General features: G+C 67.6%; 23 protein-coding genes. 14 read left to right on the top strand and 9 right to left on the bottom strand.

Going from position 1 to position 24068, the window contains the following annotated elements; translation table 11 throughout:
• Positions 1–138: 138 nt before the first annotated feature.
• Positions 139–1686: an amino acid permease gene (locus tag NA11_RS16425; protein ID WP_069162767.1), complete on the bottom strand. Its 1548-nt coding sequence runs from the start codon at positions 1684–1686 to the stop codon at positions 139–141.
• A gap of 161 nt (positions 1687–1847) precedes the next feature.
• Between NA11_RS16425 and NA11_RS16420 the strand changes: the two genes are divergently transcribed.
• Entirely contained in the window at positions 1848–3218 is a 1371-nt protein-coding gene (locus NA11_RS16420) for an FAD-dependent oxidoreductase (RefSeq protein ID WP_245745906.1), read from the top strand.
• A gap of 6 nt (positions 3219–3224) precedes the next feature.
• On the opposite strand, the gene NA11_RS16415 is transcribed toward NA11_RS16420, so the two are convergent.
• Complete coding sequence (locus NA11_RS16415; RefSeq protein ID WP_069162765.1) at positions 3225–3617, bottom strand: ankyrin repeat domain-containing protein; 393 nt, start codon at positions 3615–3617, stop codon at positions 3225–3227.
• A gap of 162 nt (positions 3618–3779) precedes the next feature.
• Between NA11_RS16415 and NA11_RS16410 the strand changes: the two genes are divergently transcribed.
• The 3 genes from NA11_RS16410 to NA11_RS16400 all read left to right on the top strand — a co-directional run bounded on the left by NA11_RS16410 (position 3780) and on the right by NA11_RS16400 (position 6997).
• Positions 3780–5057 (top strand): glycosyltransferase 87 family protein, encoded by a 1278-nt coding sequence (locus tag NA11_RS16410; RefSeq protein ID WP_069162764.1) that lies wholly within the window; start codon positions 3780–3782, stop codon positions 5055–5057.
• A 98-nt stretch (positions 5058–5155) separates the two neighbouring features.
• On the top strand, positions 5156–5350 hold the full coding sequence (locus NA11_RS16405) for a con-10 family general stress protein (protein WP_069162763.1): 195 nt from the start codon (positions 5156–5158) through the stop codon (positions 5348–5350).
• 111 nt (positions 5351–5461) lie between these two features.
• On the top strand, positions 5462–6997 hold the full coding sequence (locus tag NA11_RS16400) for an FAD-dependent monooxygenase (RefSeq protein WP_141717621.1): 1536 nt from the start codon (positions 5462–5464) through the stop codon (positions 6995–6997).
• A gap of 65 nt (positions 6998–7062) precedes the next feature.
• Here the strand turns inward: NA11_RS16400 and srmL are convergent, their stop codons facing one another.
• Both srmL and NA11_RS16390 read right to left on the bottom strand, forming a co-directional pair.
• Positions 7063–8175 (bottom strand): PheS-related mystery ligase SrmL, encoded by a 1113-nt coding sequence (gene srmL, locus NA11_RS16395; RefSeq protein WP_069162762.1) that lies wholly within the window; start codon positions 8173–8175, stop codon positions 7063–7065.
• A gap of 151 nt (positions 8176–8326) precedes the next feature.
• On the bottom strand, positions 8327–9967 hold the full coding sequence (locus NA11_RS16390; RefSeq protein WP_069162782.1) for an ABC-F family ATP-binding cassette domain-containing protein: 1641 nt from the start codon (positions 9965–9967) through the stop codon (positions 8327–8329).
• A 277-nt stretch (positions 9968–10244) separates the two neighbouring features.
• Between NA11_RS16390 and NA11_RS16385 the strand changes: the two genes are divergently transcribed.
• Together NA11_RS16385 and NA11_RS16380 are read left to right on the top strand one after the other, a co-directional pair.
• The gene (locus NA11_RS16385; RefSeq protein ID WP_069162761.1) at positions 10245–10823 is read left to right on the top strand and encodes a TetR/AcrR family transcriptional regulator; all 579 of its coding nucleotides are present in this window, start codon (positions 10245–10247) and stop codon (positions 10821–10823) included.
• A gap of 85 nt (positions 10824–10908) precedes the next feature.
• Positions 10909–11847 (top strand): alpha/beta fold hydrolase, encoded by a 939-nt coding sequence (locus NA11_RS16380; RefSeq protein ID WP_069162760.1) that lies wholly within the window; start codon positions 10909–10911, stop codon positions 11845–11847.
• 2 nt (positions 11848–11849) lie between these two features.
• Here NA11_RS16380 and NA11_RS16375 read toward each other — a convergent pair whose 3' ends face one another.
• From NA11_RS16375 to NA11_RS16365, 3 genes are all read right to left on the bottom strand, one after another.
• Positions 11850–12599, bottom strand: coding sequence for an SDR family NAD(P)-dependent oxidoreductase (locus NA11_RS16375; protein ID WP_069162759.1), 750 nt, complete (start codon positions 12597–12599; stop codon positions 11850–11852).
• 127 nt (positions 12600–12726) lie between these two features.
• Entirely contained in the window at positions 12727–15453 is a 2727-nt protein-coding gene (locus NA11_RS47055) for a helix-turn-helix transcriptional regulator (protein WP_069162758.1), read from the bottom strand.
• A gap of 5 nt (positions 15454–15458) precedes the next feature.
• Positions 15459–16106, bottom strand: a complete 648-nt coding sequence (locus NA11_RS16365) for a TetR/AcrR family transcriptional regulator (RefSeq protein WP_069162757.1) — start codon at positions 16104–16106, stop codon at positions 15459–15461.
• Positions 16107–16207: 101 nt separating this feature from the next.
• Between NA11_RS16365 and NA11_RS16360 the strand changes: the two genes are divergently transcribed.
• From NA11_RS16360 to NA11_RS16340, 5 genes are all read left to right on the top strand, one after another.
• Positions 16208–17674, top strand: a complete 1467-nt coding sequence (locus NA11_RS16360) for a cytochrome P450 (protein ID WP_141717620.1) — start codon at positions 16208–16210, stop codon at positions 17672–17674.
• Positions 17674–17862 (top strand): ferredoxin, encoded by a 189-nt coding sequence (locus NA11_RS16355; RefSeq protein WP_084654668.1) that lies wholly within the window; start codon positions 17674–17676, stop codon positions 17860–17862. Before NA11_RS16360 ends, NA11_RS16355 begins: the two co-directional genes overlap by 1 nt.
• Before the next feature lie 95 nt (positions 17863–17957).
• Positions 17958–18554 (top strand): hypothetical protein, encoded by a 597-nt coding sequence (locus tag NA11_RS16350; protein ID WP_245745904.1) that lies wholly within the window; start codon positions 17958–17960, stop codon positions 18552–18554.
• A complete protein-coding gene (locus tag NA11_RS16345) occupies positions 18551–19306 on the top strand; it encodes a hypothetical protein (RefSeq protein WP_069162755.1) in 756 nt (251 codons plus the stop codon). The genes NA11_RS16350 and NA11_RS16345 overlap by 4 nt, the downstream gene beginning before the upstream one ends.
• A gap of 25 nt (positions 19307–19331) precedes the next feature.
• Positions 19332–20207: a lysophospholipid acyltransferase family protein gene (locus NA11_RS16340; RefSeq protein ID WP_069162754.1), complete on the top strand. Its 876-nt coding sequence runs from the start codon at positions 19332–19334 to the stop codon at positions 20205–20207.
• Position 20208: 1 nt separating this feature from the next.
• On the opposite strand, the gene NA11_RS16335 is transcribed toward NA11_RS16340, so the two are convergent.
• Entirely contained in the window at positions 20209–20655 is a 447-nt protein-coding gene (locus NA11_RS16335; RefSeq protein ID WP_069162753.1) for a nuclear transport factor 2 family protein, read from the bottom strand.
• Positions 20656–20730: 75 nt separating this feature from the next.
• Positions 20731–20928 (bottom strand): hypothetical protein, encoded by a 198-nt coding sequence (locus NA11_RS43875; RefSeq protein WP_084654672.1) that lies wholly within the window; start codon positions 20926–20928, stop codon positions 20731–20733.
• Positions 20929–21098: 170 nt separating this feature from the next.
• Between NA11_RS43875 and NA11_RS16330 the strand changes: the two genes are divergently transcribed.
• Genes NA11_RS16330 through NA11_RS16320 form a run of 3 tightly spaced genes read left to right on the top strand, consistent with a single transcriptional unit; the run spans position 21099 to position 24042 of the window.
• Complete coding sequence (locus NA11_RS16330) at positions 21099–22112, top strand: FecCD family ABC transporter permease (protein ID WP_069162752.1); 1014 nt, start codon at positions 21099–21101, stop codon at positions 22110–22112.
• Positions 22109–23197 carry a FecCD family ABC transporter permease gene (locus tag NA11_RS16325; RefSeq protein ID WP_084654667.1) on the top strand — a complete coding sequence of 363 codons (1089 nt, stop codon included), beginning with the start codon at positions 22109–22111 and terminating at the stop codon, positions 23195–23197. Before NA11_RS16330 ends, NA11_RS16325 begins: the two co-directional genes overlap by 4 nt.
• Positions 23194–24042 (top strand): ABC transporter ATP-binding protein, encoded by an 849-nt coding sequence (locus tag NA11_RS16320; protein WP_069162751.1) that lies wholly within the window; start codon positions 23194–23196, stop codon positions 24040–24042. Before NA11_RS16325 ends, NA11_RS16320 begins: the two co-directional genes overlap by 4 nt.
• Positions 24043–24068: the final 26 nt, after the last annotated feature.

Genomic DNA, 24068 nt, shown 5'->3' with positions numbered 1-24068 from the left:
CCGAAATGAGCGTGACTGCCGTCAACTGCCAGGAAATCGAAATGTCGGGTTTCGCCTGATCCGAGTTAACGACCAGGGAGCACGCGGCGACCGTGCGTGACATCAGGGAAACCCGACGATTCGACAATCCCGCGACGATCAGGCCTTCACCGCCGTCTCGTCGCCTGCCTCGTCCACGGTGCGCTTCGGCCCGGTGAACCAGGTGCGGGCCGAGACCACCCACCAGATGCCGATCGCGCCGACGACGCCGATCAGCGCGATCGGCGCGTAATTGACTGTCGTCCACGTGAACTCGCTGTTCCATGGATAGCCGCGATCATCCATCGGCAGGATGAACAGGAGGCTGATCAGCACGATCCAGATCAGCGCGACCACGCCGATCGGGCGATACCAGCGGCCGAGTTGCCAAGGGCCGGTCTGGAATCGGGCACCGTGCCACTGCCGAAGCAGGATCGGAATGCCGTAGGCGATGTACAGCCCGATGGTGGCCACCGAGGTGGCGGCCGCGTAGGCGGTCGGCGCGTTCGCCGCGGGCACCAGCATGGACGGAATCAGCAGCAGGAATGCAAAGAACGAGATGAACAGCACCGCGTTGACCGGCACCTTGCGCGCCGAAAGTTTCGACCAGAGCGGCGATCCCGGCACCGCGCCGTCGCGGGCGAACGCGAAAAGCATGCGCGAGGCCGAGGTGACCGAGGCGTAGCCGCAGAACAATTGCGCACTCGCGGCAATGACGAGCAGCAGCCCCGACCAGAACGAGTTCAGCGAATTCTCCAGGATGTAGATCACCGGGTAGCCGCTGTTCTTCGTCGGATCAAGGGCGTCATCGAGATTCGGGATCGCGAAGGTGACCGCCATGATGAGCAGATAGCCCGCGATCGCCGAGACCACAATGGTGTTGATGATGCCCTTCGCCGCCATCCGCGAGGCGTCGTGCGTTTCCTCGGACATGTGCGCGGACGCGTCGTACCCGGTGAACGTGTACTGGGCGTGCAGCAGGCCGAGCAGGAAGCTGAACGCCACCCCACCGAACCCGACCGCGCTGTTGTCCACGGTTTCGGTGAACACGAACTCGATGCTCTGATGCTGTTTCGCGCCGAACGCGAGGACGAGCACGAAGATCGCCACGCCACCGACGTGCCACCACGCGGAAATGTTGTTGATCACCGCGGACAGGTGCGGTCCGATCGCGTTGAGCACGGCGTGCAGCACCAGGATCGCGATGAAGACCAGGAAAATCGCGGTGCGGTCGGTGCCGATATCGATGCCGATCACGTTCAGCACGACCGTCGTGAAGATCGCCGCCCCGTAGTCGATGGCCGCGGTCACCGCGATCTGGCCGATCAGGTTGAACCATCCGGTGAACCAGCCCCAGACCGGCCCGCCGAGCTGCGAAGCCCACCAATACAACCCGCCCGAGGTCGGATAGGCCGACGCCAATTCCGCCATCGCCAGGCCGACGAACAACACCATGATCGAGACGAGCGGCCAGCCCCATGCCATGGTGATCGGCCCACCATTGGCCAAACCTATTCCGTAACTGGCCAATCCGCCCGTCAGGATGGAGACGATGGTGAAACTGATGGCGAAATTGGAGAAGCCGGACCACGATCTGGCCAGTTCTTGTTTGTAGCCGAGTTCGGCGAGTCGACGTTCGTCGTCGGAGGGGGATGTGGTGTCGGTCATTACTGCTCCCGGGGGTAAACACTGCCCTCACACAGTGTTTGCGAAAGATCAGTGTGGAGTAAGCGCGGGTCAAACCGCATGGCAACCAGAAATCCCGGCCGAAATCGCCGTGACCTGGCCCGTGCGCAGCGCTATCGATGCTGGGTCGTAGCGTGAGGAGTATGGAACGACTGGTGGTCATCGGCGGGGACGCGGCGGGCATGTCGGCGGCCTCGCAGGCGCGCAGGCTCAAGGACGCGAGCGAGCTGGCGATCGTCGTCTTCGAGCGCGGCCGGTTCACCTCGTTCTCCGCCTGCGGCATCCCGTACTGGGTTGGCGGGGATGTGACCGACCGGGACGCGTTGATCGCCCGCACCCCCGAGGAGCACCGCGCCCGCGGCATCGATCTGCGGCTGCGCACCGAGGTGACCGAGATCGACGTCGCCGGTCGCCGAGTACGCGCAGGCGACCTCGAGTCCGGCGCCGAAACCTGGACGGAGTACGACAAACTCGTCATCGCCACCGGCGCGCGCCCGATCCGGCCGCCGCTGCCTGGCATCGACGCGGCAGGCGTGCACGGCGTGCAGACCCTCGACGACGGGCAGGCGCTGATCGACACCCTCGAGCGCACCGAGGGCAAGCGTGCCGTCGTGGTCGGCGCGGGCTATATCGGGGTCGAGATGGCCGAGGCGTTCATCAATCGCGGCTATGAGGTCACCATGGTCAACCGCGGCTCCGAGCCGATGGCGACCCTGGATCCGGACATGGGCGCACTGGTTCGCGCCGCCATGCAGGGCATGGGCATCACCGTTGTCGACGATGCCGAGGTGACCGAGCTGCGCACCGACGCGCAGGGACGGGTCAGCGCCGTGGTCACCGCCGGCGCCGAATACCCCGCGGACGTGGTGGTGCTCGGCATCGGCGTGCGCCCGGACACGGACCTGGCCCGCGCCGCAGGGCTGCCGCTGGGGGAGCACGGCGGGCTGCTCACCGACCTCGCGATGCGGGTGCGTGGCCACGAAAACATCTGGGCGGGCGGCGATTGCGTGGAGGTGCTGGATCTGGTCTCGGGCCGGGACCGCCATATCGCGCTCGGCACTCACGCCAACAAGCACGGTCAGATCATCGGCGCCAACGTCGGCGGCGACTACGCCACGTTTCCCGGCGTGGTCGGCACCGCGGTCAGCAAGGTGTGTGACCTCGAGGTCGCGCGAACGGGCCTGCGGGAGAAGGACGCTCGGGCGGCGGGCCTGCAGTACGTCACCGTCACCATCGAATCGACCAGTCGCGCGGGCTATTACCCGGACGCGGCGGGGATGACGGTGAAGATGCTGGCCGAACGCCGCACCGGGCGGCTGCTCGGCGTGCAGATCGTCGGCAGAGAGGGCGCGGGCAAACGGGTCGATATCGCGGCTGTCGCGCTCACCGCGCGCATGACGGTCGAGCAGATGACCGCGCTCGATCTCGGGTACGCGCCGCCGTTTTCGCCGGTGTGGGACCCCGTGCTGGTGGCGGCGCGCAAGGCGGTGGCCGCGGTCCGCAAGCGCGGGTAGCCGGGATCAGTAGTCGCTGAACAACTTCAGCAGATCCTCTTTGCCGAACATGAGCGCGGCATCGCGGGCCGACGGAGTGCCCTGGTCGGGGTCGGCGCCCGATTCGAGCAGCAGCCGCACGATCTCGGTTTCGCCCTTGAAGACCGCACCCGCCAACGGAGTTTGGCCCTTGTCGTTCGCGATCGTCGGATCGGCGTCGCGGTCGAGCAGCGCGGCGACCGCATCGCGATGGCCGTGATAGGTGGCGAGCATGAGCAAGGTGTCGCCCGCCTCGTTCCGCAGGTCCGCCGAGACGCCGGCGTCCAGGTAGGTGGCGAGCGAGGCGGCGTCGCCCTGCCTGGCGAAACCGAAGATCTTGGTGGCCAGCTCGAGCAGTTCCGGATCCATGTCAGCGCCCATTCGCTCATTCCTACCAGGTGCGCGACCCGGCCGACCCTCGGTGGCCCGTGAGCCGTCCTGTGCTGGGGAAATGCCCGCAATGTCCGGGGAGCGGCGTGGTGGGCGGCCGCGGTAACGCCCACGTGGTGTATCAGCCGCGGTGAGTCGGTATAGTCGCCGCGGATGAGTAGTGTCACCACCGCCGATGAGCCGGAGACCCAGCACCGTCGACTCGGGGTCGTGGTGTGGCTGGCACCGGTGCTCTCCGTCGCGTTCTCCGCGTTCTGTCTGCTGCTGCCGGTCTGGCCCTTCCAGAAGATCACCGGTGGGTTCATCGACCTGCAGGTGTATCGCCTCGGTGTCGATGCTTTACGCCACGGCGCGGACATGTACGGACAGCTGCCGCAGACCACCATCGGCGCCGGGCTGCCGTTCATCTACCCGCCGTTCGCCGCGCTCGCGCTGAGCCCGTTCGCGCTGCTGCCATGGGGGGTGGCCGCGTTCAGCTTCTTCGTCTCCTCGGTGGCCGCGCTCGCCCTCACGCTGTACCTGGTCGCGCGCCGGATCTGGCCCGCCGAGCAGCAGCGCACGCTCGCGCTGTTCGCGACCGCGTGCGCGACCCCGCTCGGCCTGCTGTTGGAACCGGTCCATTCGACGCTTGGCTTCGGGCAGGTGAACCTGCTGCTGATGGCGTTGGTCGCCGCCGACTGCCTCACGCACAAGCCACGCTGGAAGCGCGGCATGCTGATCGGCATCGCCGCCGCGATCAAGCTGACCCCGGCCGCGTTCGTGCTGTATTTCCTGGTGCGCAAGGACTACAAGTCGGCGGCGACGGCCGCGGCCACCGGCGTGGGCGCCACGCTGCTCGGCTTCGCCATCCTGCCGCACGATTCCGCGAAGTACTGGTTCGGCGGGCTCGGCAACGTGTCCGGTTTGAGCGGTTCCGCGTTCCATACCAATCAGTCGATTCAAGCGGTCATGGCTCGGCTGCGGGTGCCGGAGCCGCTGTTCACCGGCCTGTGGGTGGTGCTCGGCCTCGCGCTGCTCGTGCTGGTGGTCGCGGCCATGCGGCGCGCGGTCGACTTCCCGCCGCTCGCGCTCGGCATCAACGCGGTCTTCACGCTGCTGCTCTCGCCGATCTCCTGGTCGCACCACTGGGTGTGGATCGCCCCCGCGCTGCTCGGCGCCGTCGGGTACGCCACGCTGCTGCCGCGCAAGCAGGCCATCGGGTGGTCGGTGACCATCGTGGTCATCACCGCGGTGTTCGTCTACGGCCCGCAGAACTGGCTGCCCGCCGCGGAGAATCGCGAAACCGCGTGGACGCCTTGGCAACACGTCATCGGCAACACCTATGTCTGGTTCAGCGTGCTGCTCGTCGCGCTGTATCTGGTCTCGGGCAGGCGCAAGCGCACGCCTGCGCCGGAACCGGTGCCTGCGCTGGTGCCGCAACACCAGTCCTGACCTCCGCAGTGTTTGCCGCCGCAATCCTCGGGTAGCGCGTCAGGGACGGGCCGAACGGCCGTCGCCGACAGCAGTACTCGAGGCAAGGAGGGATGCACATGGCCGCCCCACGTGGCTTCGCCGCCATGGATGCAGAACGGCAACGCGAGATCGCCAGCCAAGGTGGCAAGGCGAGCAGCGGCAGCTTCGACAACGACCCCAAGCGCGCCAGCGAGGCGGGCAAGAAGGGAGCGGCGGCACAGCCGGTCGAGGCCAAGCGCCTCGGCGGCGCGCGCAGCCACCGGAACCGCTGACACTAAGACGGATTCGAGGGGCGAGGTCGTTCGGCCTCGCCCCTCGTGCTGTCGCGGGGGTGCAAGGGCGATGCAAGAGTCCCGCAATCGGTGCTGGGCACAGTCGAAGTCATGGACGAGACATTCGATGTGGTGGTGGCGGGCGCAGGACCCGTCGGTTTGATGCTGGCGTGCGAATTGCGGCTTGCCGGGGTGGACGTGCTGGTGGTCGAGCGGCTGACCGAGCCGGATCTGACGATCAAGGCCGGTGCGATCAATGTGCCTACCGCGCAAGCGTTTTATCACCGTGGGCTGTTGCCGGAGCTGATCGAGGAGCAGCGGAAGGCGATCAGCGCCATGCGGGCGGGATGGGGAATGGTCGACGAGGGGGCCGAGCCGGGCGCGCCGCAGCGGCCGCCCTTCGCCGGTCACTTCGGTGGCCTCATGCTCGATCTCGACGATATCGACTTCGAGGATCCGGCCTTCGCCGAGCTCGGCCCGGCGGCGACGGTATTCATGGTGACCCAGCAGCGGATCGAGGCGGTCCTCGGTGCCAGGGCCGCCGAGTTGGGTGTGCCGGTTCGGCGCGGCGTCGCGCTGACCGACTTTTCCGACGACGGCAGCGGTGTCACCGTGCGCGTCGGCGACGACGTGGTTCGCGCGGACTGGCTGGTCGGTTGCGACGGCGGTCGCAGCACGGTGCGCAAACTGGCCGCGTTCGACTTTCCCGGACTCGGTCCGGAGATCACCGGGCATCAGGCGATCGTCGACATGACCGGTGCCGAAGGGCTGCAACCGGGTTGGGTGACGACCGAGCACGGCATCTACGTCATCAACGGGATGACGACAGGCCGCGTCCTCACCGTCGAGCTCGACGGCCCGCCCGCCGACCGGAACGCGCCGATCACCGTGGCCGAACTGGAGAACAGCCTGCGCGCGGTATCCGGCGCGGAGATCACCATCAGCGCGGTGCATTCGGCCACCCGATTCACCGACAACACCAGGCAGGCCACCGACTATCGCATGGGCCGGGTGCTGCTGGCAGGCGATGCGGCCCATGTGCATTCGCCGTTCGGCGGTCAGGGTCTCAATCTCGGCGTCGGCGACGCCGTCAACCTCGGCTGGAAACTCGCCGCTGTCGTACAGGGCTGGGCGCCCGCGAATCTGCTGGATACCTATACCGCCGAACGGCATCCGATCGGTGCGTGGGTGCTGGATTGGACCAGGGCGCAGGTCGCGCTGATGCGACTGGACCAGCGCAGCAAGCAGCTTCGCGCGGTGATGGCCGAACTGCTGGCCACCCGCGAGGGCGCGACCATGGTCTTCAAGAAGATCTCCGGCGTGCTGCATCGATACGACCTCGGTGGGGGACATGAACGGGTCGGTGCGGCGCCGCCCGATCTCGAATTGTCCGACGGAACCAGGCTCGGCGAGCATTTCAGCGCGGGCGGGGCGGTGCTGTTCGACTTCGCCGACTCGGCCGAAGTGCGTGCGGCGGCGGCGAATTGGGCGTCCCGCGTGCGCGTGGTCACGGCCAAGCCCGCCGAACCCGCCGAGCTGACCGGCCTGCTTGTCCGCCCCGACGGCATCGTGGCCTGGGCCGCCGACGCAGGCAGCCGGGACGGGCTGACCGAGGCGTTGGCCCGCTGGTTCGGCGAGCCCGCCTGAGTCGGACTGTTGCCAGCGCGGGCCGCAATACGGTTGTTCCTGAACGGCATTGCGGCCCGCGTCGATCAGGCGAGTTCCCAGGTCGGACCGAGATGGATGGCGCGATAGACCTCGTTGCGGATGGCGTTGGCCTGATCGTCGGTCAGGGTGCTGGCCAGCGGGCGCAGGGTCAGGCGGACAAGGGCATTCGTCTGGCCCGGCACGAGCTGGAGTCGTTCCCTTGCCTTTTCGGGGAGATCGGCCCACGGGGTGCGCGCGATGACGAGGACCGATTCGATGTCGTCGAGGCGGTCGTGCAGGACCGCGCGGACGGTGTCGCCGAGGGTTTCGTCGTCGGTGTCGTCGGTGATCACCACCGAGAGGTCGCGGCGGATCGGCGGCAGCATGGAGACCGGACGCCACGGCGCCAAGTCGCGCATCTGCTCGGCGATGCGCGGGTGATCGGACCGCAAGTAGCGGATGTCGGGAATTCCCTTGCGCAGCATGAGGGCTCGGTCCAGGCCCATGCCTAGCGCGAGGCCCGACCAGTGGGCGGGATCGAGGCCTGCGCAGGCAAGGACGTGGTCGGCGATGAGGCCGCACTCGGCCAGCTCGAGCCAGGTGTCGCCGAGCCGGACATCCACCTGTCTGCCGAGGGCGGTGTACGGATGTTCGGCCGGGGTCGTGCGCCAGGCGGCGCCGGGCAGCACCGCGTCGACGAGGTGGGCGATCATGGTCTGCATGTCCGCGTCGCCGGTATCGGGTCGTGAGCGCAGCCGCCACAGATCGACCTGATGTGGTTCACCGACATGGATCCGATCGACGACGTCTCTGCGGTAGGTCAGGCCTGGCACGACGATCAGTTCATCGATGGCGCTCTTGCCGACGTATTCCGTTAGCGCCGTGGGGATGTCGGCGGTGGTGTGGCTGCGCAGCATCGCGGTCGGGCTGAGGTAGCGGGTGTAGCGAGCGTCGCGGGTGACGTCGGCCGGGTCGTAGCCGAGCTTGTCGTAGTTGTCGGCGACGGCCACGATCGGCGAGTTGCGGACAACCCGCACCGTGGCCGTCCACGCCCGAGCCAGCGCGTTGACCGTTCCGTTCAGCAGCGTCTGCATGGCGTGCGCCCCCTGAGCGGTGTCGCTCAGGTCGCGCACGGCCAGTGCGGCGGACAGATCTAGGGGAGTGAGATAGGTAGGCATCGGTAATTCCTTGGTAGCCGGTCGGATTCGGTGAAACCCCCGAACCGGCGCCGGCCACAGGAACTACGTGAGCGTGCGCACGCAGCAACCCCCGCGGCCGACCATCGGCCCGGGGCACAGAAATCGCGTGCACGTGTACATGTCACAAATCCTAAGCGGGAACCGACCGTAAGGCCAGCTCGAGCGTCGGCCACGCCGCGACATCGCGCCGTAGCTGCCGGTCGTGCGTGGCGACGACGATGGCTGCCTCGGTGGCCTGCAAAGCCTCGGTCAGCTCGTCGACGAGCGCGATCGAGAGGTGGTTGGTCGGCTCGTCCAGCAGCAGCACGTGCGGACGAGCGGCCAGGGCGCAGGCGAGATCGAGTCGTCGCTGCTGGCCCATCGACAGTTCGCCGATCCGCTTGTTCGCATCACGCGAAGACAACAGGCCGAGCGACGCCAACCCGGCGGCCTCGCCGTCGGCAAGGCGCCCCGCCGTCACCAGATTCGCGAGGTACTCGGTGAACACGTCGCGGGCGCGACGGTGCAGCGAACGTGCCGATTCCTGCTGTAGCAGATGCACCCGCGCTTTGCGGGCGTGGTGCACGGTCCCGTCCGTCGGCTCGAGCAACCCCGCCAGCACGGCGAGCAGCGTGGACTTACCGGCGCCGTTGGCTCCGGTGACGACCAGTCGATCACCGGATTCCAGCGTCATGTCGACCGGCTGCGGCAAGCGCTGCGCCACCGTGACGTTCTCCGCCCTGACGAGCGAAACCCCTTGCCTCGCAGGCAGTTCAGGCATGCTGAAGCGTTGCGGTGGCACCGGCGCGGTGATCCGGTGTTTCTCGAGCTCGTCCTGGCGACGGTGCACCGCGCGAGTCCGCGCTCCGGCTCGCGTCGCGCGCCCGTGCTTCGGCGAGCCCTTCTCCGGACGCCAGCTCGTGACGAGTCGGTTCTGTGCCTCCGACAGGTCGCGCGCCAGCCGGGTGTGTTCGGACTGCTGCTGGTCGTATTCGGCTTCCCAGCGCGCCAATTCGGCCTCGCGCCCCTCGCGGTACCCGCCGTAACCGTTGCCGTATGTGCGGGGCAGGCCGTCGTGCGTCGGGTCGAGGTCGAGGATGGTGTCCGCGACATCGGCGAGCAGGGCACGGTCGTGGCTCACCACGACCACACCGCCGGGGAAGGCCCGCAATCGCTCGGTCAGGAATTCCAGTGCGGCCAGGTCCAAATGGTTCGTCGGCTCGTCCAGCAGCAGGAAATCGTCTCCGGCGGCGAGCAATACGGCCAACCGCACCCGATACCGTTGCCCCACCGACAGTGTCGACAACCGGTGATCCCGATCGGTGTCGGCACCGAGTCCCGCCAGCGCGACATCGACGCGGCGGTCGGCGTCCCACGCATCGAGCAACTGCACCAATTCCAGTGCCGCACTATATTCCTCGTCGGAGCCGGGGGATTCCTCGACCAGTGCCGCGGTGGCCTCGTCGAGCCGGTGTATCGCCGCACGAGTGGCGGCGAGCTGTTCGTCGATCACATCGCCGACGGTGCGGTCGTCGTGATCGGGCAGCTCCTGTGTGGCCAATGCCAGCGTGCCGGTGCACTGCGTACTGCCCTCGTCCGGGGTGAGTGTGCCGGCGAGCACGTGGAGCAGGGTGGATTTGCCGCGGCCGTTCTCGCCGACGATCCCCCACCGCGATCGTGGCGACACCGTCATGCTGACCCCTGCCAGCACCGTGCGATCGCCGAACTCCACACGAATGTTCGAGCACGTCAATTGAGCCCGCTCGCGAGCAGGCTGAGTCCAGATAGCCATGAATTCTTCCTCCGGGCACGTCTCATCCACGGTCGCGTGCAGGAGATGTGCCTCTAGTCGATGGGCGCGCGACAACGCGCGGGTCACCGATGTGGGGTCATGAGGCGCGCTCGAAGCGCAGCCGACCCTGACCTATCAGAGGAAGTAGAGGTATTGCATGGGTGACACGGTAGCAAGATCGGTTGGCGGAGGTAAAGCCGATTAATTCTCGTGACAGGAGGCAGCAGGGGGCCGCTTTTGTTGAACGATCGGTCCACATAAGGTAGGTTTCTCGATCGTGGGCAGAACGAAGGAATTCGATCCGGATGTGGCGCTGCGGACGGCGATGGAGCTGTTCTGGCGGCAGGGGTACGAAGCCACCTCGATGCAAGATCTGGTCGACCATCTTCGGCTCGGCCGCGGCAGCATCTACGGCGCGTTCGGCGGCAAGCGGGAGCTGTATCTCAAGGCGGTCGAGCGCTACAACGAAGACGCAAGGGCAGGCTTGCTCGGTCAGCTCTCCGTGCCGGGGTCCGCGCTCGACGCGGTGCGCGCCGTGGTGCGCTGGTACGCCGAGACCGCGTTGGCCGACGACACGCGAAAAGGCTGTCTGATGACCAACACTGCAGTCGAGCTGCCCGGCGACGAGGGCGCGGGGCGGCTGGTGACCTCGGGGCTCGAAACCATGGAGACGGTGCTCACGAGCGCACTCATGCGGGCCCGTGCCGAGGGCGAGCTCGCGGCGGATCGCGATCCCGTCGCGCTGGCCAGATTCCTGGTGACCCTGCTCCAGGGCATCCGGGTGGTCGGCAAGACACCGCTGCGGCAACGGTTCCTCGACGACGCCGTCGATCAAGCGCTCGCCATGCTCGGCTGACCCTTCGGCCCACAAACTCTCGCATGACTCGTTTCGCAGTGTCATGTCCATTTTCTGGACTGATCGTTAAAGAAAAGGATGTTCTGTGGTTTCCACTGTTCCGACCGACGCCGAGCTCGCCGCCTCCCTGGCCAGCGATTTCACCAGTGCCTACGCGGAGGTCAACGGCATTCGCCTGCACCATGTCACCGGCGGGACCGGCGAGCCGGTGATCCTGCTCGGCGGGTGGCCGCAAACCTGGTGGCAGTTCCGAAAGATCATGCCGGAGTTGGCCCTTCGTCATGAGGTGACCGCCGTTGACCTGCGCGGCATGGGCGGCTCGGCCAAGCCGGAATCCGGCTACGACAAGAAGACGATGGCCCGCGATATCCACGAGCTGATCCGGCACCTCGGCCACGAGTCCGCGTTCGTCGTCGGGCACGACATCGGCGCCTCGCTCGGCTATCACCTCGCCGCGAACTTCCCGCAGTCGGTGCGGCGGCTGATCACCGTGGACATGGGGGTGCCGGACGCGGCGTGGCAGGCGATTTCGATGTTGCCCGGCAGTGACGAACAAGTCGAGGCGCTCGCGCACGGGCTCGGCGGCTACCCGTGGTGGTTCGCCTTCAATCAGCTGCGCGGGCTGCCGGAAGCGCTGCTCGCCGACCGCTTTCGGCTGGTGATCGACTGGCTCTACCGGCACATGCTGCTCGAGCAGGACGCCGTCGACGAGCAGGCGCGGCGCATCTACGCGCACGCCTACGATTCCCCCGACGCCATCCGAGCCGGAAACGGTTGGTACCAGACGATGCGCCAGGACATCGCCGACCTCGACACCTACCCACCGGTGACCCTGCCGATCCTGACCCTGTCGGGGGAGCAGTCGTATCCGCAACTGCGCGAACAGATGTCGGCGGACAAGGGTACCGACATCCGCGTCGTCGAGATCAAGGGCAGCGGGCACTACCTCCCCGAAGAACAGCCGGAACAACTCCTGCGCGAGCTGTTCTCGTTCTTCGCGCCGAGCGCGACGGCGAGCTCGTAGGGTCAGTCGCAGAAGGTGCCGCAGGAGATGTTGAGTTGAGTGTCGGTGATGGCGGCCGCGTGATCCGAGGCGGCGAATGCCGCGACGTGGCCGACATCGGCGCGCGTGGCAGCTCGTTTGAGCAGTGACGTGTCGATGATCGCCTGTTTGGCGGCGTCCATTTCCGGGATGTTCGGGAAGGTTTCGGCGATGCCGCCGGAAAGCAGGGTGATCAATCGGATGTTGTGCGGGCCGAGTTCGCAGGCCCATTGCCTGCGCAAGCCCTCGATGGCGTCGAACTGGATCTGGACGTTGCCGAGGCCGGGCATCTTGTTCGAGTAGTCGGAGCCGCCGAAGAACAGGATCACGCCGGACTCCTGCTCCACCATGTGCCGTGCGGCGGCCTTGGTGGTGATCAGCTGGGAGGTGAGGGTTTTGGCGACGGCTTGGGCGAAGTCGGTGACCGCGATATCGGCGAGCGGTGCGAAGTGAGTTTCCTGGCTGGTGACGTTCACCGAAATGTCCAGGCTGCCGCCCTTCTCGACGACGGTGGCCGCGTGATCGTCCACCGCGGCCGCATCGTAGACATCGACGACGGCGGTCTCGGCCCGGCCGCCCGCGGCACGGATCTTGCCTGCGACCGTGTCGAGGGTGGCGGCGGTGCGGCCGACGAGGAAGCAGTTCGCGCCTTCGGCGGCAAAGGCTTCGGCGATGGCAGAGCCGATCTCACCTGCGGCGCCGTAGATCACTGCGGTCCTGTTCTCGAGGAGCATGGTGTTCTCTTTCCGATGGGGTGTATCCCGATGGGGAAGACGCTAATTCGGCGGTATGCCCGGCCGAATCGGCCGAATTACCGGTGTCGGGCGGCGACGATGACGCTCGGATCAGTCATCCGGTGGTTCACAGCCGGAACTGCGCCAGTTCGGTCCGCCGGGTCACGCCGAGCTTGGGATAGGCCCGGTACAGGTGGTGGCCGATGGTGCGTGGGCTGAGGAACAGCTTGGCGCCGATCTCCTTGTTGCTGAATCCGGCCGCGGCCAGGCGGACAACCTGACTCTCCTGCGGCGTCAGCTGCGCCAGCGGATCGGTGCGGGCCTGCACCACCGATTGCTCACCCAGCGCGGCCAATTCGGTGCGGACGCGCGCGCCCCATGCGCCTGCGCCGAGGCGGTCGAAGGTGGCCATGGCCTCGACCAGCTGAGTGCGGGCGTCGGAACGGCGCCGCCGCCTGCGCAACCACTCGCCGAAGACGAGCTGGGTCCGCGCGCGATCGTAGGGGTTTGGCTGCTGCTCGTGCAGCGCGAGCGCGGCGCGATAGTGCGTCTCCGCGTCGTCGCCCTCGTCGAGCAGTGCGCGGCAGCGGCGGAAAAGCGCGGTCGCTGACGGGTTTTCGACGTGCTCGGACCAGTTCTCGAAGGCGGGAAGATGATTGGCCGCCCGGTCGCGGACGCCGCCGCGGATCGCGGCTTCGACATGGTCCGGCACCGCGCGGATCAGGAAGTCGCGTGCGGCGGGGCCGGTGCAGATCTCGTCGAGCCGGTCGATGGCGATGTCGTAGCGGCCAGCGGCCAGGTCGGCGATGGCGAGTCCCCAGGAGGCCAGCGCAGTGTTGGTCCGGTGCCTGGTCGACAGTTCCGGAAGGACCTCGGCGGCCAAGCTGGTGGCTTGCGCTTCGTCGCCGCCGACCGCCGTCAGCCAGATCTCGATCGCTCGCAGCGTGTCGACCTGGATACCCATGCCGAGTTCCGTGCTGAGCGAAATCCCTTCGGCCACTGTGCTTCGCGCGTGCTGGAGCCTGCCGCTGAGCGCCTCGGCCAGTGCGCGGAGCTCGAGCGCGTAGGGAATCCATTGCAGCGCACCGATGGCGCGAGTGCCATCGATCAGCTCGTCCATCATGTCGATGGTGCCCGCGTCGTCCGCCAGCATCACTCCGCTGAACGCCGCGACCATCTTGTGCAGGTACTCGATCGAATCCCCAGTGGCGGACCGGATCTGGGCTGCCATCGCCGCCACCGCGCGCTCCGGATGCCCGGTCAGCATGTCGCCCCACGCGATCTGCGCCGTGAGATGGATCTGCAAGCCGGAATCCGCAGGCAGCCGAACGGCATTCATGAGTTCGACACCCTGCCGGAGCAGCTCGGGAACACCGGCGTCGCGCGCGGCGCACACCGCCTCGGCGAGCATGGACACCGCGCGTTCCGGATCGCTGTCGAGGACCAGCGTCGCGGCCTGCATAGCGAGTTCGGCGTCGGCGGCCGGTCCGGTGCGCTCGTACTCAACCTGCGCTCTGATATGGGTCGCCTCGGCGACGATGCTGCGGTTCCCGGTGAGCGCAGCGGCTTCGACGGCGAGGCGGATCGCCCGGTCCGGTTTACCCGCGTCGTAGGCGGCGCGCGCGGCCATCAGGAAGCGGTGGGCCTTGCGTTCGACGTCAACGCTGAGCCGGCCCGCGCGGTCGTACGCCGACGACACGGCCATGGCGCCACCGCGACGTTGCGCGCGCACCGCGGTCTGTTCGAGCACCGCCGCGACCTGCTCGTCGGGTTCGGTGGTCGCCGCCGCGAGATGCCAGGCGCGGCGGTCGGCATCCTTGGCAGCGGTCAGCACCAGCGCAAAGGACCGGTGCACGGTGATGCGCTGGTGATGTGGCGCGTTGCGGTAGACCGCCGCTCGGATGAGCGGGTGCCGGAACCCGAGTCGATCAGTGGAGACCGTGACCAGATCGACCTGCTCGGCCGGGGCGAGGTCGGCATCGGAAAGGCCGAGTACGGCGGCGACGGCACGGATGGCGTCGAGTTCGGCGCCGGTATCCGCGGCCGCGACCAGCAGCATCGTCCTGGTGCGCTCCGGCAGCGCGGCGATCTGTGCGCGAAAACGCTCCTGTACCAGGCGGGTAACCGGGAGCGGGCCGACTTCGTGCACGGGGTCGGTGTGCCCGGTGGTCTCGGCGGTGCGGCGCGCGGCACCGAGTTCGATCAAGGCAAGAGGGTTTCCGGCCGACTCGGCGAGCACCCGCGCCCGGCCGGGAACCGTCAGTCCAGGCGCGCGCCGATCGAGCAGATCGGCGGCGGCCGTCTGCGGCAGACCCGCAAGCTGCATGGTCTCGAGGCCGGGCGTCGGGAACGGTTGGGCGCCGTCGCGCACCGCGAAGATCACCGCGATGGCATCGCTGCCGAACCTGCGGGCTGCGAAAAGTAATGCGTCCGAGGAACTTTGATCGATCCACTGCGCGTCGTCGATCAGCAGCAGCATCGGTGTTTCCGCGGCGAGTTCGGCGAGCAGCGTCAATGCTCCTGCGCCGACCAGGAATCGGCTCGCCTCCGCTGCCGCCGACTCGCCGAAGGCGGCCCGCAACGCCGCCGCCTGTGGACCTGGCAACCCATCGATGCGATCCAGGTACGGATAGCACAGCATGTGCAGCACGCCGAAAGCCAGCTCGGCCTCGGATTCGATGCCGATACCGCGCAGCACCCGCATGCCTGTCGACGCGGCAGCGGCATGCTCGACCAACGCCGACTTACCGATCCCGGCAGGCCCCCGGATGGCCAGGGCGCCACCGTGTCCCGCGACCGCGGCGGCAAGCAGCCGATCGATCTCGGCTAGCTCAGCAGCCCGTCCAACCAGCATGTCGGTCAGCGTAGGCGTTGGGCGACCTCGGGGAGGCGAGCAACCATGGCGATGGCGAAATCGGCGAGCAGGTCGATGAGGCCGTCGCGGTCGACGTCCAGTCCGCCGTCCAGCCACACCAGGACGAGTTCCGCGGCGCCGCCGGTGATCAGCTGTGACGTCGTGGTGACGGCGGTGTCGTGGCCCTCGGGGAGGTCGAGGACGAGGCGGGTCTGTTCGATGATGACGTCGGCGACCCGGCGCATGCCGGTGAAACGGCTGCGCATCATCGATTCGTTGCCGTAGGCCTGGGCGAAGACGACCTTGGCGCGGCGCGGGTCGTCGGTGAGTTCGACGATGAGCGCGGCGACCCCGGCGCGGATCTTGTCGGCGGGATCGCCGACCGTGTCGGCGACGGCCGTGCGTGCGCGTTCGAGCGCCGACTCCTGGATTTCCAGCAGCAATGCCGCGGCGAGGGCATCGAGGTCGGGGAACGCTTCGTAGAAGAAGCGCGGGCCGACGCGGGCCTGTTCGCAGAGGCCGCGCACGGTCAGCGCGGACAATCCCTGGGTGCCGACGATGTCGAGGGCCGCGTCCAGCAGCCGCCTGCGCCGGTCTTCCCTGCGCTCGGCGGTCGACGTACCTCGGTAGGTGCCGCTGAATGCTCGGGTCACCCGAGCAGCCTTGCACACCAGAAGTCGGGAAACAACTGTTTACGGAAACGTGCGTTTCCGGTATGGTCGAGAGGTCGCAGTGTCGCGAAGGGACGGCCGTTATGAGTCTTCTTGTGCCCCAGAGGATCACCGATGTTTCCGGTGATGTCCGACAGCTGCGCGCGCGCATCGCCATCCGTGCCCAACAGTTCGGCGCTCGTGTCGTCGATCATTACCCGTCCGCCGAGCGCCCATTGGCGGAGCCGCCGCCCGGCAGCGGCTTGCGGCCGGTCCTCGGCAACTTCGGTGCGCCAGGCATCGGCTACACCCTGCATGCGTTGAGCGATCCGGTCGAGCTGGCGCGCAAGCGGTTCCAGCGCTACGGGCCGGTGAACTGGATGGGTGTGCTCGGGCGCCCGGTGGTCGGTGTCTACAGCCCGGCCGCCATCGAGGCGGTGCTGATGGACCGGGACAAGGTGTTCTCGGCGCAGCGTGGCTGGGAATTCATGATCGGCCCGTTCTTTCACGGCGGTTTGCTCCTCCGCGATTTCGACGAGCATCTGTTCCATCGCCGGATCATGCAGCAGGCCTTCACCAGGCCGAGGCTCGTCGGCTACCTCGACCTGACCACGCCGCGCATCACCCGCGGGGTCGGCGGCTGGCAGCCCGCCCGAGACTTCCTGCTCTACGACGCGATCAAGGAGATTCTGCTCGAACAAGCCACCGAGGTTTTCGCAGGCGCCGAGCTCGGGCCCGAAAGCAGAGTGCTGGCGCGGGCTTTCGAGGACGCGGTGCACGGTGGGGCCGCACTGATCCGCACCAACGTGCCGGGGGGCGTATGGTCGCGCGGTCTGCGTGGCAGGCGGATCCTCGCCGAGTACTTCCGGAAGGAGCTGGCCGCCAAGCGGGCAGGCGAGGGGAGCGACCTGTTCAGCGTGCTGTGTCGCGCCGAAACCGAGGAGGGCCATACCTTCTCGGATCAGGAGGTGATCGAGCACATGATCTTCGTGATGATGGCCGCGCACGACACCAGCACGATCGCCGCGTCGATGCTGGCCTACGAACTGGCCAGGCATCCCGACTGGCAGGACCGGCTGCGCGCGGAGGCCCGTGCCCTCGGTAAACCTGCCATCGAGTACGCGGATCTGGACCGACTACCCGGCCTCGACCTGGCGTTCAAAGAGACGCTTCGCCTGTACTCACCGGTGGCGCAACAGGTTCGCGAAACCATCAGGGACACCGAGATCCTCGGCGGCTACGTGCCGAAGGGGACCCTCGTCATGGTCGGCCCCTATCCGATGATGCGCATCGACGAGTACTGGCGCGACCCCGACGCGTTCGACCCGGAACGCTTCGCCGACGACCGCCGCGAAGACAAATCCCACCGGTTGGCCTGGGCCCCGTTCGGCGGCGGCGCGCACAAGTGCATCGGCCTGTACTTCGGCGGGATGACCGTGAAAGCCGTTCTGCACCAGATGCTCCTGCGCTACCGGTGGTCGGTGCGGCCCGGGTACCAGGTGCCGCTGGTCGCGGGGACCGGTCCCATGCCCGCCGATGGTCTGCCCATCCACCTGGAACGACTGCCGTGATGAGAATCATCGCCGATCGTTCTCGCTGTGAAGGACACGCGATGTGCGAAGCCATCGCGCCCAACCTCTTCCGCGTCGGCGACGACGCCCTCGCCAGCCCTCTTGTCGACATGATCGCCGAATCCGACCGGGAACTGGCCGAACTGGCCATCGACAGCTGCCCGGTGGCGGCACTGCGACTCGCCTGATCCCACTGGCTGACACCGGGGCTTGATCAACAGTTTGGATCTGCTCGAACGAGGCATTACCTGGTCGATACGACAGGCTCGGCGAGGAGGTTCAGGTGTCGACTGGAGTGTTGATCATAGTGATCGTTCTGGTGGTCGTCGTGGCGGCGGCGGTGATCGCCCTACTGGTGTGGCCGATGGTGCGCAGGCAGCGATTGCGCAGCCGGTTCGGTCCGGAATATGACAGGACCGTGCAGGAGCACGACGACCGGCGCACGGCCGAACGTGAACTCGCCCAACGGGAACGGCGCCACGCCGAACTGGAACTTCGTCCGCTGACCTCGGAGCAGAAGCAGCTCTACACCGCGCGGTGGGTGGAAGTGCAGGAGCAGTTCATCGACGATCCGCAGAAGGCGCTGCAGGCCGCGGACCGGCTGCTGACCACGGTAATGGGCCAACGCGGCTATCCCACCGAGAATTTCGATCAGCAGGTCGCCGACTTGTCGGTGGAACACGCGGAACCCCTCGGGCATTACCGCGCCGCACACGAGATCGCGACCAGGGCCGGCGGCAGCGAGGTGTCCACCGAGGACCGGCGCACCGCCATCGTGCACTACCGAGACCTGTTCCAGGACTTGCTGAACGGTGCGAACGGCGGACCGCAGACCGAACCATCCAAGCATGAGAAGCACGATAAGAAGGCACTGTCATGAGTACGGAATACGAACGCAGCGTGCATCCCGACAATTCTGCCGAGGAGCAGTCGTCGAGCTGGCGGGACCGCGAGCATGCCGAGAGCGGGTGGGTGGCAACAGAGTCGGAGCCCACCTCGCGCGCGGATGTCACCGAATCCGACGAGCCGACCGCCGCGGATGTCACCGGGCCTGCCAAGTCGGAGGTGGTCGAACACGACGGGGAGTCCCGCACGCCCGACCATGACGCGGGTCGAGCGGAAGAGAGGGATGGGACACCGCTGGGTTCGACGACCGACGACAGCTCGAGGACCGACGGCACACCCACCGACGACGGCATGCCGGACCAGATGTCCGCCGAGTCACACGACATCGAGGCGGACACCGCGACCACCCCGACCGATGAGCCCGACCCGTCCGCGGCAGTACTCGTCGCAGGCGAACCGGCTGGTGCAACGGACAGCGCTGCGCCGCAACGGGTGTCACTCGACGATGTCGGCAACCCACTGTTCACAGCGGCCGACGTTGACCAGCTTCGCATCCAGTGGCGCGAGGTACAAGGTGCCTTCGTCGACAACCCGCGCGACGCGGTCACCCAAGCCGACAAGATCGTCTCCGACATCATCTACCAGCTGACCACCACGTTGGCCGAACGCAAGCGGACACTCGAGGAACACTGCTCAGGCGTCGGCGATGCCGATACCGAGGAGCTGCGCCAGGCGATTCGCGGCTATCGCGGCTTCTTCCATCGACTGCTCGTGGTCGAGTCGTAAGCTGCGTCGGCGGGAGACATTGCCCATGAGCCTGTTTCGATTGCCGACCGATCGGATCGACGAGGTCACCGGCTGGATTTCCGAGCAGTTGACGGCCAGGGTGCCCGCGGCCGATCCGGCCGATCGGGATCCCGAATTCATCATCGACACAGTGGGTCCGGCCTGGTGGTTCGCCAGGGCGTACTTCCGAGCCGAGGTCCGCGGCATCGAACACATTCCTGCGGACGGCCCGGTGCTGTTGGTCGGCAATCACTCCGGCGGCAATGTCTCTCCCGAAGTCTTGGTGACCTCGCTCGCGTTCGTGCGTCGCTTCGGCCCGCATCGGCCGTTCTATCAACTCGCCCACGACATGGTGATGGCCTACCCGCTGATCGGCACGCTGTTGCGCCGGTTCGGCACGGTCGGTGCGAACCAGGACAGCGCGCGGCAGGTGTTGCGCGAGGGCGCGGTGGTGCTCGTCTATCCCGGCGGCGACTGGGAGGTGCATCGCCCGACGTGGGAGGAGGATAAGATCGACTTCGCCGGCCGCACCGGGTTCCTCCAATTGGCTTGGGACGAAAAGGTTCCCATCGTGCCGTTCGTCAATGCCGGTGCGCAGCAGACCGCGTTGATGCTGACCAGAGGCGATCGGCTCGCCCGGCTGCTTCGGTTGGATCGGATGATGCGCCTGAAGGTGTTTCCGATTTCGATCGCGCTGCCGTGGGGCCTGAACATCGGTGACCTCGCCGGGCACATCCCGCTGCCGAGCAAGGTGACCGTCGAATTCCTCCCGCCGATCGATCTGCACGCGGCACTCGGCCCCGAGCTGGATCGAGAAGCGGCCTACGAATACGTCACCGGCATCATGCAAGACAAGCTGACAGAGCTCTGTGAGGAACGGGGATTACCGGTCATCGGCTGAGTCAGCTGGTGCCGGGGAGTGGCTGCGCGACGAACATGTAGCTCTTCTCTTCGATCCGCTGGGCGATCCGCCACTGGCCGTCGATGCGGGCGAAGGTGTCGTGGTACCAGAGCCCGCACAGCATCAGGCTGCGCGGACCGTCGCCGCCGGACAGCAGCATCGGGTTGTGGCACATGGTGCGTGCGGTGGCGGTGTCGCCGTCGACGACGATCGAAGAGTTGCTGATCAGGTGTTGGAACGCGGGGAAGTGGGGCAGCATGGCGGCGAGGAATTGTTTCGTCGCCGCCACGTCGCCCTCGGCTCCGCCCATCGCCGTGTAATCGATGTGCGCGTCCTCGGTGAAGATGTCGTCGAGCAGGTCCCACTGCCTGGTGTCGACCGCGTGGGAATAGCGGACCATGAGGTCCTGGATTTCCAGGCGGTCCGATATTTCTTGTAGGGACAGCATGTTTGCCTCCGATTGCGCAGAACCCGTGGCGCAATGGCACCAGGGCCGCGCCGGGGAATCAAGAGGCGGCAGGCGTTATGCCTTGTGCGGGAGGATGTTCAGTACGAGGGCGAGTCCGGCCGCGATGCTCAGGCACGCGAGGACCGTGGTGACAGCAGACTGCGTCAGGAAGCCGATGCCGATCGAAAAGGCAAGGCACGTAGCGAATGCCAAAACCGCGGTCCCCGACTCCACGCCCGCGATCCGGGTTGGTCGGTGATCCGTCGATGTCATGTTCTTGTGATACCCATTAGCTGTCGTTACGAAACCGTGACGGACGAATCGATCGGTTGCGGAGGTGTTGCCGGTGGTCACGGCGTTGGTCGGGGCTCGAACGAGGTGGGCGTCACACTGCAGCCCTCGCTTTGACAAACTTAGGTCCCGCTAACTTAAGCTTTCGTCCCATGGTCACTGTCGACACGACCCGCACAGCTGTGCCTGCGCGCCGAATCCCGATGCTGCTGCTCGGGGTTGCCGCGCTGCTGCTGTGCATCGTGTTGAGCCTGGCTCTCGGCGCGCGTTCGGTCCCGATCGGCACCGTCGTGCAGGCGCTGTTCGGCGCTGACGACAGCCGCGATGCGCTCGTGGTCACCGGCATGCGCCTGCCGCGCACGGTGGTCGGGCTCGCGGTCGGTGCTGCGCTCGGTCTTGCGGGCGCGGTGGTGCAGGGCATCACCCGCAACCCGCTGGCCTCGCCGACCACGTTGGGCATCAATCACGGCGCTGGCCTCGCGGTGGTGGTTGCCATCTACGCGCTGCAGCTGAGTCGTCCGATCGAGTACGTGTGGTTCGCCTTCGCCGGTGCGGCCTGTGCCGCGCTGTTCACGCTGACGCTCGGTCGCCGAGCCGGCGATCTGGATCCGGTCCGGCTCGTCCTCGGCGGCACGGTACTGCAACTGGTGCTGGTGTCGTGGACCTCGGCGGTGCTGCTGTTCAGCGAACGCACGCTGGACGAGGCCCGCTTCTGGCTGGCCGGTTCGATCGCCGAACGCGACCTCGGCACGCTGCTGCCCATGCTGCCGACGCTGCTGATCGGTGCGGTGCTCGGTCTCGTGCTCGCGCCTGCGCTCAACACCCTCGCGCTCGGCGACGAAGCCGCGACCGCACTCGGCATGCCGGTCGGCCGGATTCGCATGGCCGGGATGGCGGCGGTGGTGTTGCTGGCAGGCTCCGCGGTGGCGGTGGCCGGGCCGATCGCGTTCATCGGGTTGGCCGCGCCGCATCTGGTTCGACTGGTGCTCGGCAACGACCACCGGGTCATGGTGCCCGGCTGCTTGATCGCGGGACCGCTGCTGTTGCTGGCTGCCGACATTCTCGGCCGGATCGTCGCGCGGCCTTCCGAGCTCGAGGTCGGCATCGTCACCGCGTTCCTCGGCGCGCCCCTGCTTGCCGTGCTGGCCAGGCGGTCGGCGCGATGATCGACGACACCGCGCTGCGGAACGGGTCGGCGCGTCCCAAACGACTCGCCAAGCGCCCTGCCTCGGGTAGCAATGTTCTTGCGCGCCAACGCAGGCGCGCGCTCCTGATCGGCGCGGTGTGCGCCGCCGCGATTGCTGTGCTGGCCGCCGTCGCCCTCACCGTCGGTGAGGTGGAGATGTCGGTGAGTACGGCCTTGCGTGCCGCGGTCGGCCTCGGCGACCAGGGCGAGGTGTACATCGTCCAGGAGTTCCGTGCGCCGCGGCTGGTGGCCGCGCTGCTCGCGGGCGCGGGCCTCGCGGTGGCGGGCGCGGTGTTGCAGCGGCTGTTCCGCAACCCGCTGGCCTCGCCCGATGTCATGGGCGTGACCGGCGGCGCCTCGTTCGGTTCGGTGCTCGTGCTCGCCCTCGGCGCCAGCCAGTCGATCATTCCGCTCGGCGCGCTCGGCGGCGGCATGCTCGCCGCGGTGCTGCTCGGCGCGCTCGGCTGGCGCTCGGGACTGCCGGTCACCCGGCTGGTGCTGGTCGGCCTCGCGGTGCAGGCCGGGTTGGCGGCCGCGGTGAATCTGATGGTGGTGCGTTTCCCGAGGGAACTCGCCGGTTCGGCCGTGCAGTGGACCACCGGATCCCTCTACGGACGCACCTGGCCGGAAATCGAGGGCGCCGCGGTCGCCTGCCTGCTGGTGCTCGTGGCGCTGGCCGTGCAGTACCGGACGCTCTCGGTGCTCGACCTCGGCGACGATTCGGCAGGCACACTCGGCGTGCGCGTTTCGCACGCCCGCCTCGCCCTGCTGGGCACCACGATCGCGCTCGCCTCGCTGGCCGCCGCGCTGACCGGGCCGATTTCCTTTGTGGCACTGGCTGTTCCGCATCTGGTGCGGCGACTCGCCGGTCCGCCCACCGCGATCACCCTCGCCGTCACCGGACTTGCCGGTGCGACACTGCTGCTCGGCTGCGACCTGATCGTGCAGCACGCACTGCCGATCGAAGGCCTGCCGGTCGGCGTCGTCACCGCCACCGTCGGCGCCCCTTGGCTGTTGATCCTGATGCTCCGCGAGAGCGCACCCGTTTCCCGGAGGACCGCATGAGTGAGCACAGCGAAACGCGCGCCGAGCAGGACCGGGCAGGCAACGAATTGGCCACCCGCGCAGTCGATCTGCGCTACGGCGACCGGGTGGTGATCGACGGGCTCGACCTGGTGCTGCCCGGTAGTTCGGTCACCGCCATCGTCGGCCCCAACGCCTGCGGCAAGTCGACGCTGCTGCGCGGGCTCACCCGGCTGCTTCGCCCGTCGGGCGGCACGGTCACCCTGGACGGCGCCGATATCCATCGAATGTCGGCCAGGGCGTTGGCCTTACGGATGGGCCTGCTGCCGCAGCAGCCGATCACCCCGGAGGCGATCACCGTCGAGGCGCTGGTCCGGCTCGGGCGCTATCCGCATCAGCGATTGCTGCGTCCGTGGTCGGCCACCGACCAGGCGGCTGTCGAGGATGCGTTGCGCCGCACCGGCACCGCCGAGCTGCGCGACCAGCAGGTCGACCAACTCTCCGGCGGGCAACGCCAGCGGGCCTGGATCGCGCTGGCGCTGGCGCAGGACACCGACCTGCTGCTGCTCGACGAGCCGACGACCTTCCTCGACCTGCGCCATCAACTCGACGTGCTCGACCTGGTCGCCGACCTGCACGAGGAGGCGGGCCGCACCGTCGTGATGGTGCTGCACGATCTCGGCCAGGCGGCCCGCTACGCCGATCACCTGGTGGTGCTGCACGATGGTCGCCTCGCGGCCGCGGGCCCGCCTGCCGAGGTGCTGGAAGCCGACCTGATCCGCACCGTTTTCGGTGTGGACTGCCTGGTGCTGCCGGATCCGGAAACCGGTACGCCACTGGTGGTTCCGCGCAGCAGAGCCACCAGATCCGCCGCCGCTCGCGTGTGAGCGGCCGACCCCATGGCATCGCCTCG

Origin of the sequence: Nocardia altamirensis NBRC 108246 (assembly GCF_001612685.1) — a bacterium.
GTDB classification, from domain to species: domain Bacteria; phylum Actinomycetota; class Actinomycetes; order Mycobacteriales; family Mycobacteriaceae; genus Nocardia; species Nocardia altamirensis.
Note: the sequence above shows the minus strand (reverse complement) of the source record. Positions and strands in the feature narration are given on the sequence as shown.

Coding starts and splice junctions, on each gene's coding strand:
- NA11_RS16425 (WP_069162767.1), bottom strand. CDS start 1,686: ATGACCGACACCACATCCCCCTCCGACGACGAACGTCGACTCGCCGAA.
- NA11_RS16420 (WP_245745906.1), top strand. CDS start 1,848: ATGGAACGACTGGTGGTCATCGGCGGGGACGCGGCGGGCATGTCGGCG.
- NA11_RS16415 (WP_069162765.1), bottom strand. CDS start 3,617: ATGGGCGCTGACATGGATCCGGAACTGCTCGAGCTGGCCACCAAGATC.
- NA11_RS16410 (WP_069162764.1), top strand. CDS start 3,780: ATGAGTAGTGTCACCACCGCCGATGAGCCGGAGACCCAGCACCGTCGA.
- NA11_RS16405 (WP_069162763.1), top strand. CDS start 5,156: ATGGCCGCCCCACGTGGCTTCGCCGCCATGGATGCAGAACGGCAACGC.
- NA11_RS16400 (WP_141717621.1), top strand. CDS start 5,462: ATGGACGAGACATTCGATGTGGTGGTGGCGGGCGCAGGACCCGTCGGT.
- srmL (WP_069162762.1), bottom strand. CDS start 8,175: ATGCCTACCTATCTCACTCCCCTAGATCTGTCCGCCGCACTGGCCGTG.
- NA11_RS16390 (WP_069162782.1), bottom strand. CDS start 9,967: ATGGCTATCTGGACTCAGCCTGCTCGCGAGCGGGCTCAATTGACGTGC.
- NA11_RS16375 (WP_069162759.1), bottom strand. CDS start 12,599: ATGCTCCTCGAGAACAGGACCGCAGTGATCTACGGCGCCGCAGGTGAG.
- NA11_RS47055 (WP_069162758.1), bottom strand. CDS start 15,453: ATGCTGGTTGGACGGGCTGCTGAGCTAGCCGAGATCGATCGGCTGCTT.
- NA11_RS16360 (WP_141717620.1), top strand. CDS start 16,208: ATGAGTCTTCTTGTGCCCCAGAGGATCACCGATGTTTCCGGTGATGTC.
- NA11_RS16355 (WP_084654668.1), top strand. CDS start 17,674: ATGAGAATCATCGCCGATCGTTCTCGCTGTGAAGGACACGCGATGTGC.
- NA11_RS16345 (WP_069162755.1), top strand. CDS start 18,551: ATGAGTACGGAATACGAACGCAGCGTGCATCCCGACAATTCTGCCGAG.
- NA11_RS16340 (WP_069162754.1), top strand. CDS start 19,332: ATGAGCCTGTTTCGATTGCCGACCGATCGGATCGACGAGGTCACCGGC.
- NA11_RS16335 (WP_069162753.1), bottom strand. CDS start 20,655: ATGCTGTCCCTACAAGAAATATCGGACCGCCTGGAAATCCAGGACCTC.
- NA11_RS43875 (WP_084654672.1), bottom strand. CDS start 20,928: ATGACATCGACGGATCACCGACCAACCCGGATCGCGGGCGTGGAGTCG.
- NA11_RS16330 (WP_069162752.1), top strand. CDS start 21,099: ATGGTCACTGTCGACACGACCCGCACAGCTGTGCCTGCGCGCCGAATC.
- NA11_RS16325 (WP_084654667.1), top strand. CDS start 22,109: ATGATCGACGACACCGCGCTGCGGAACGGGTCGGCGCGTCCCAAACGA.
- NA11_RS16320 (WP_069162751.1), top strand. CDS start 23,194: ATGAGTGAGCACAGCGAAACGCGCGCCGAGCAGGACCGGGCAGGCAAC.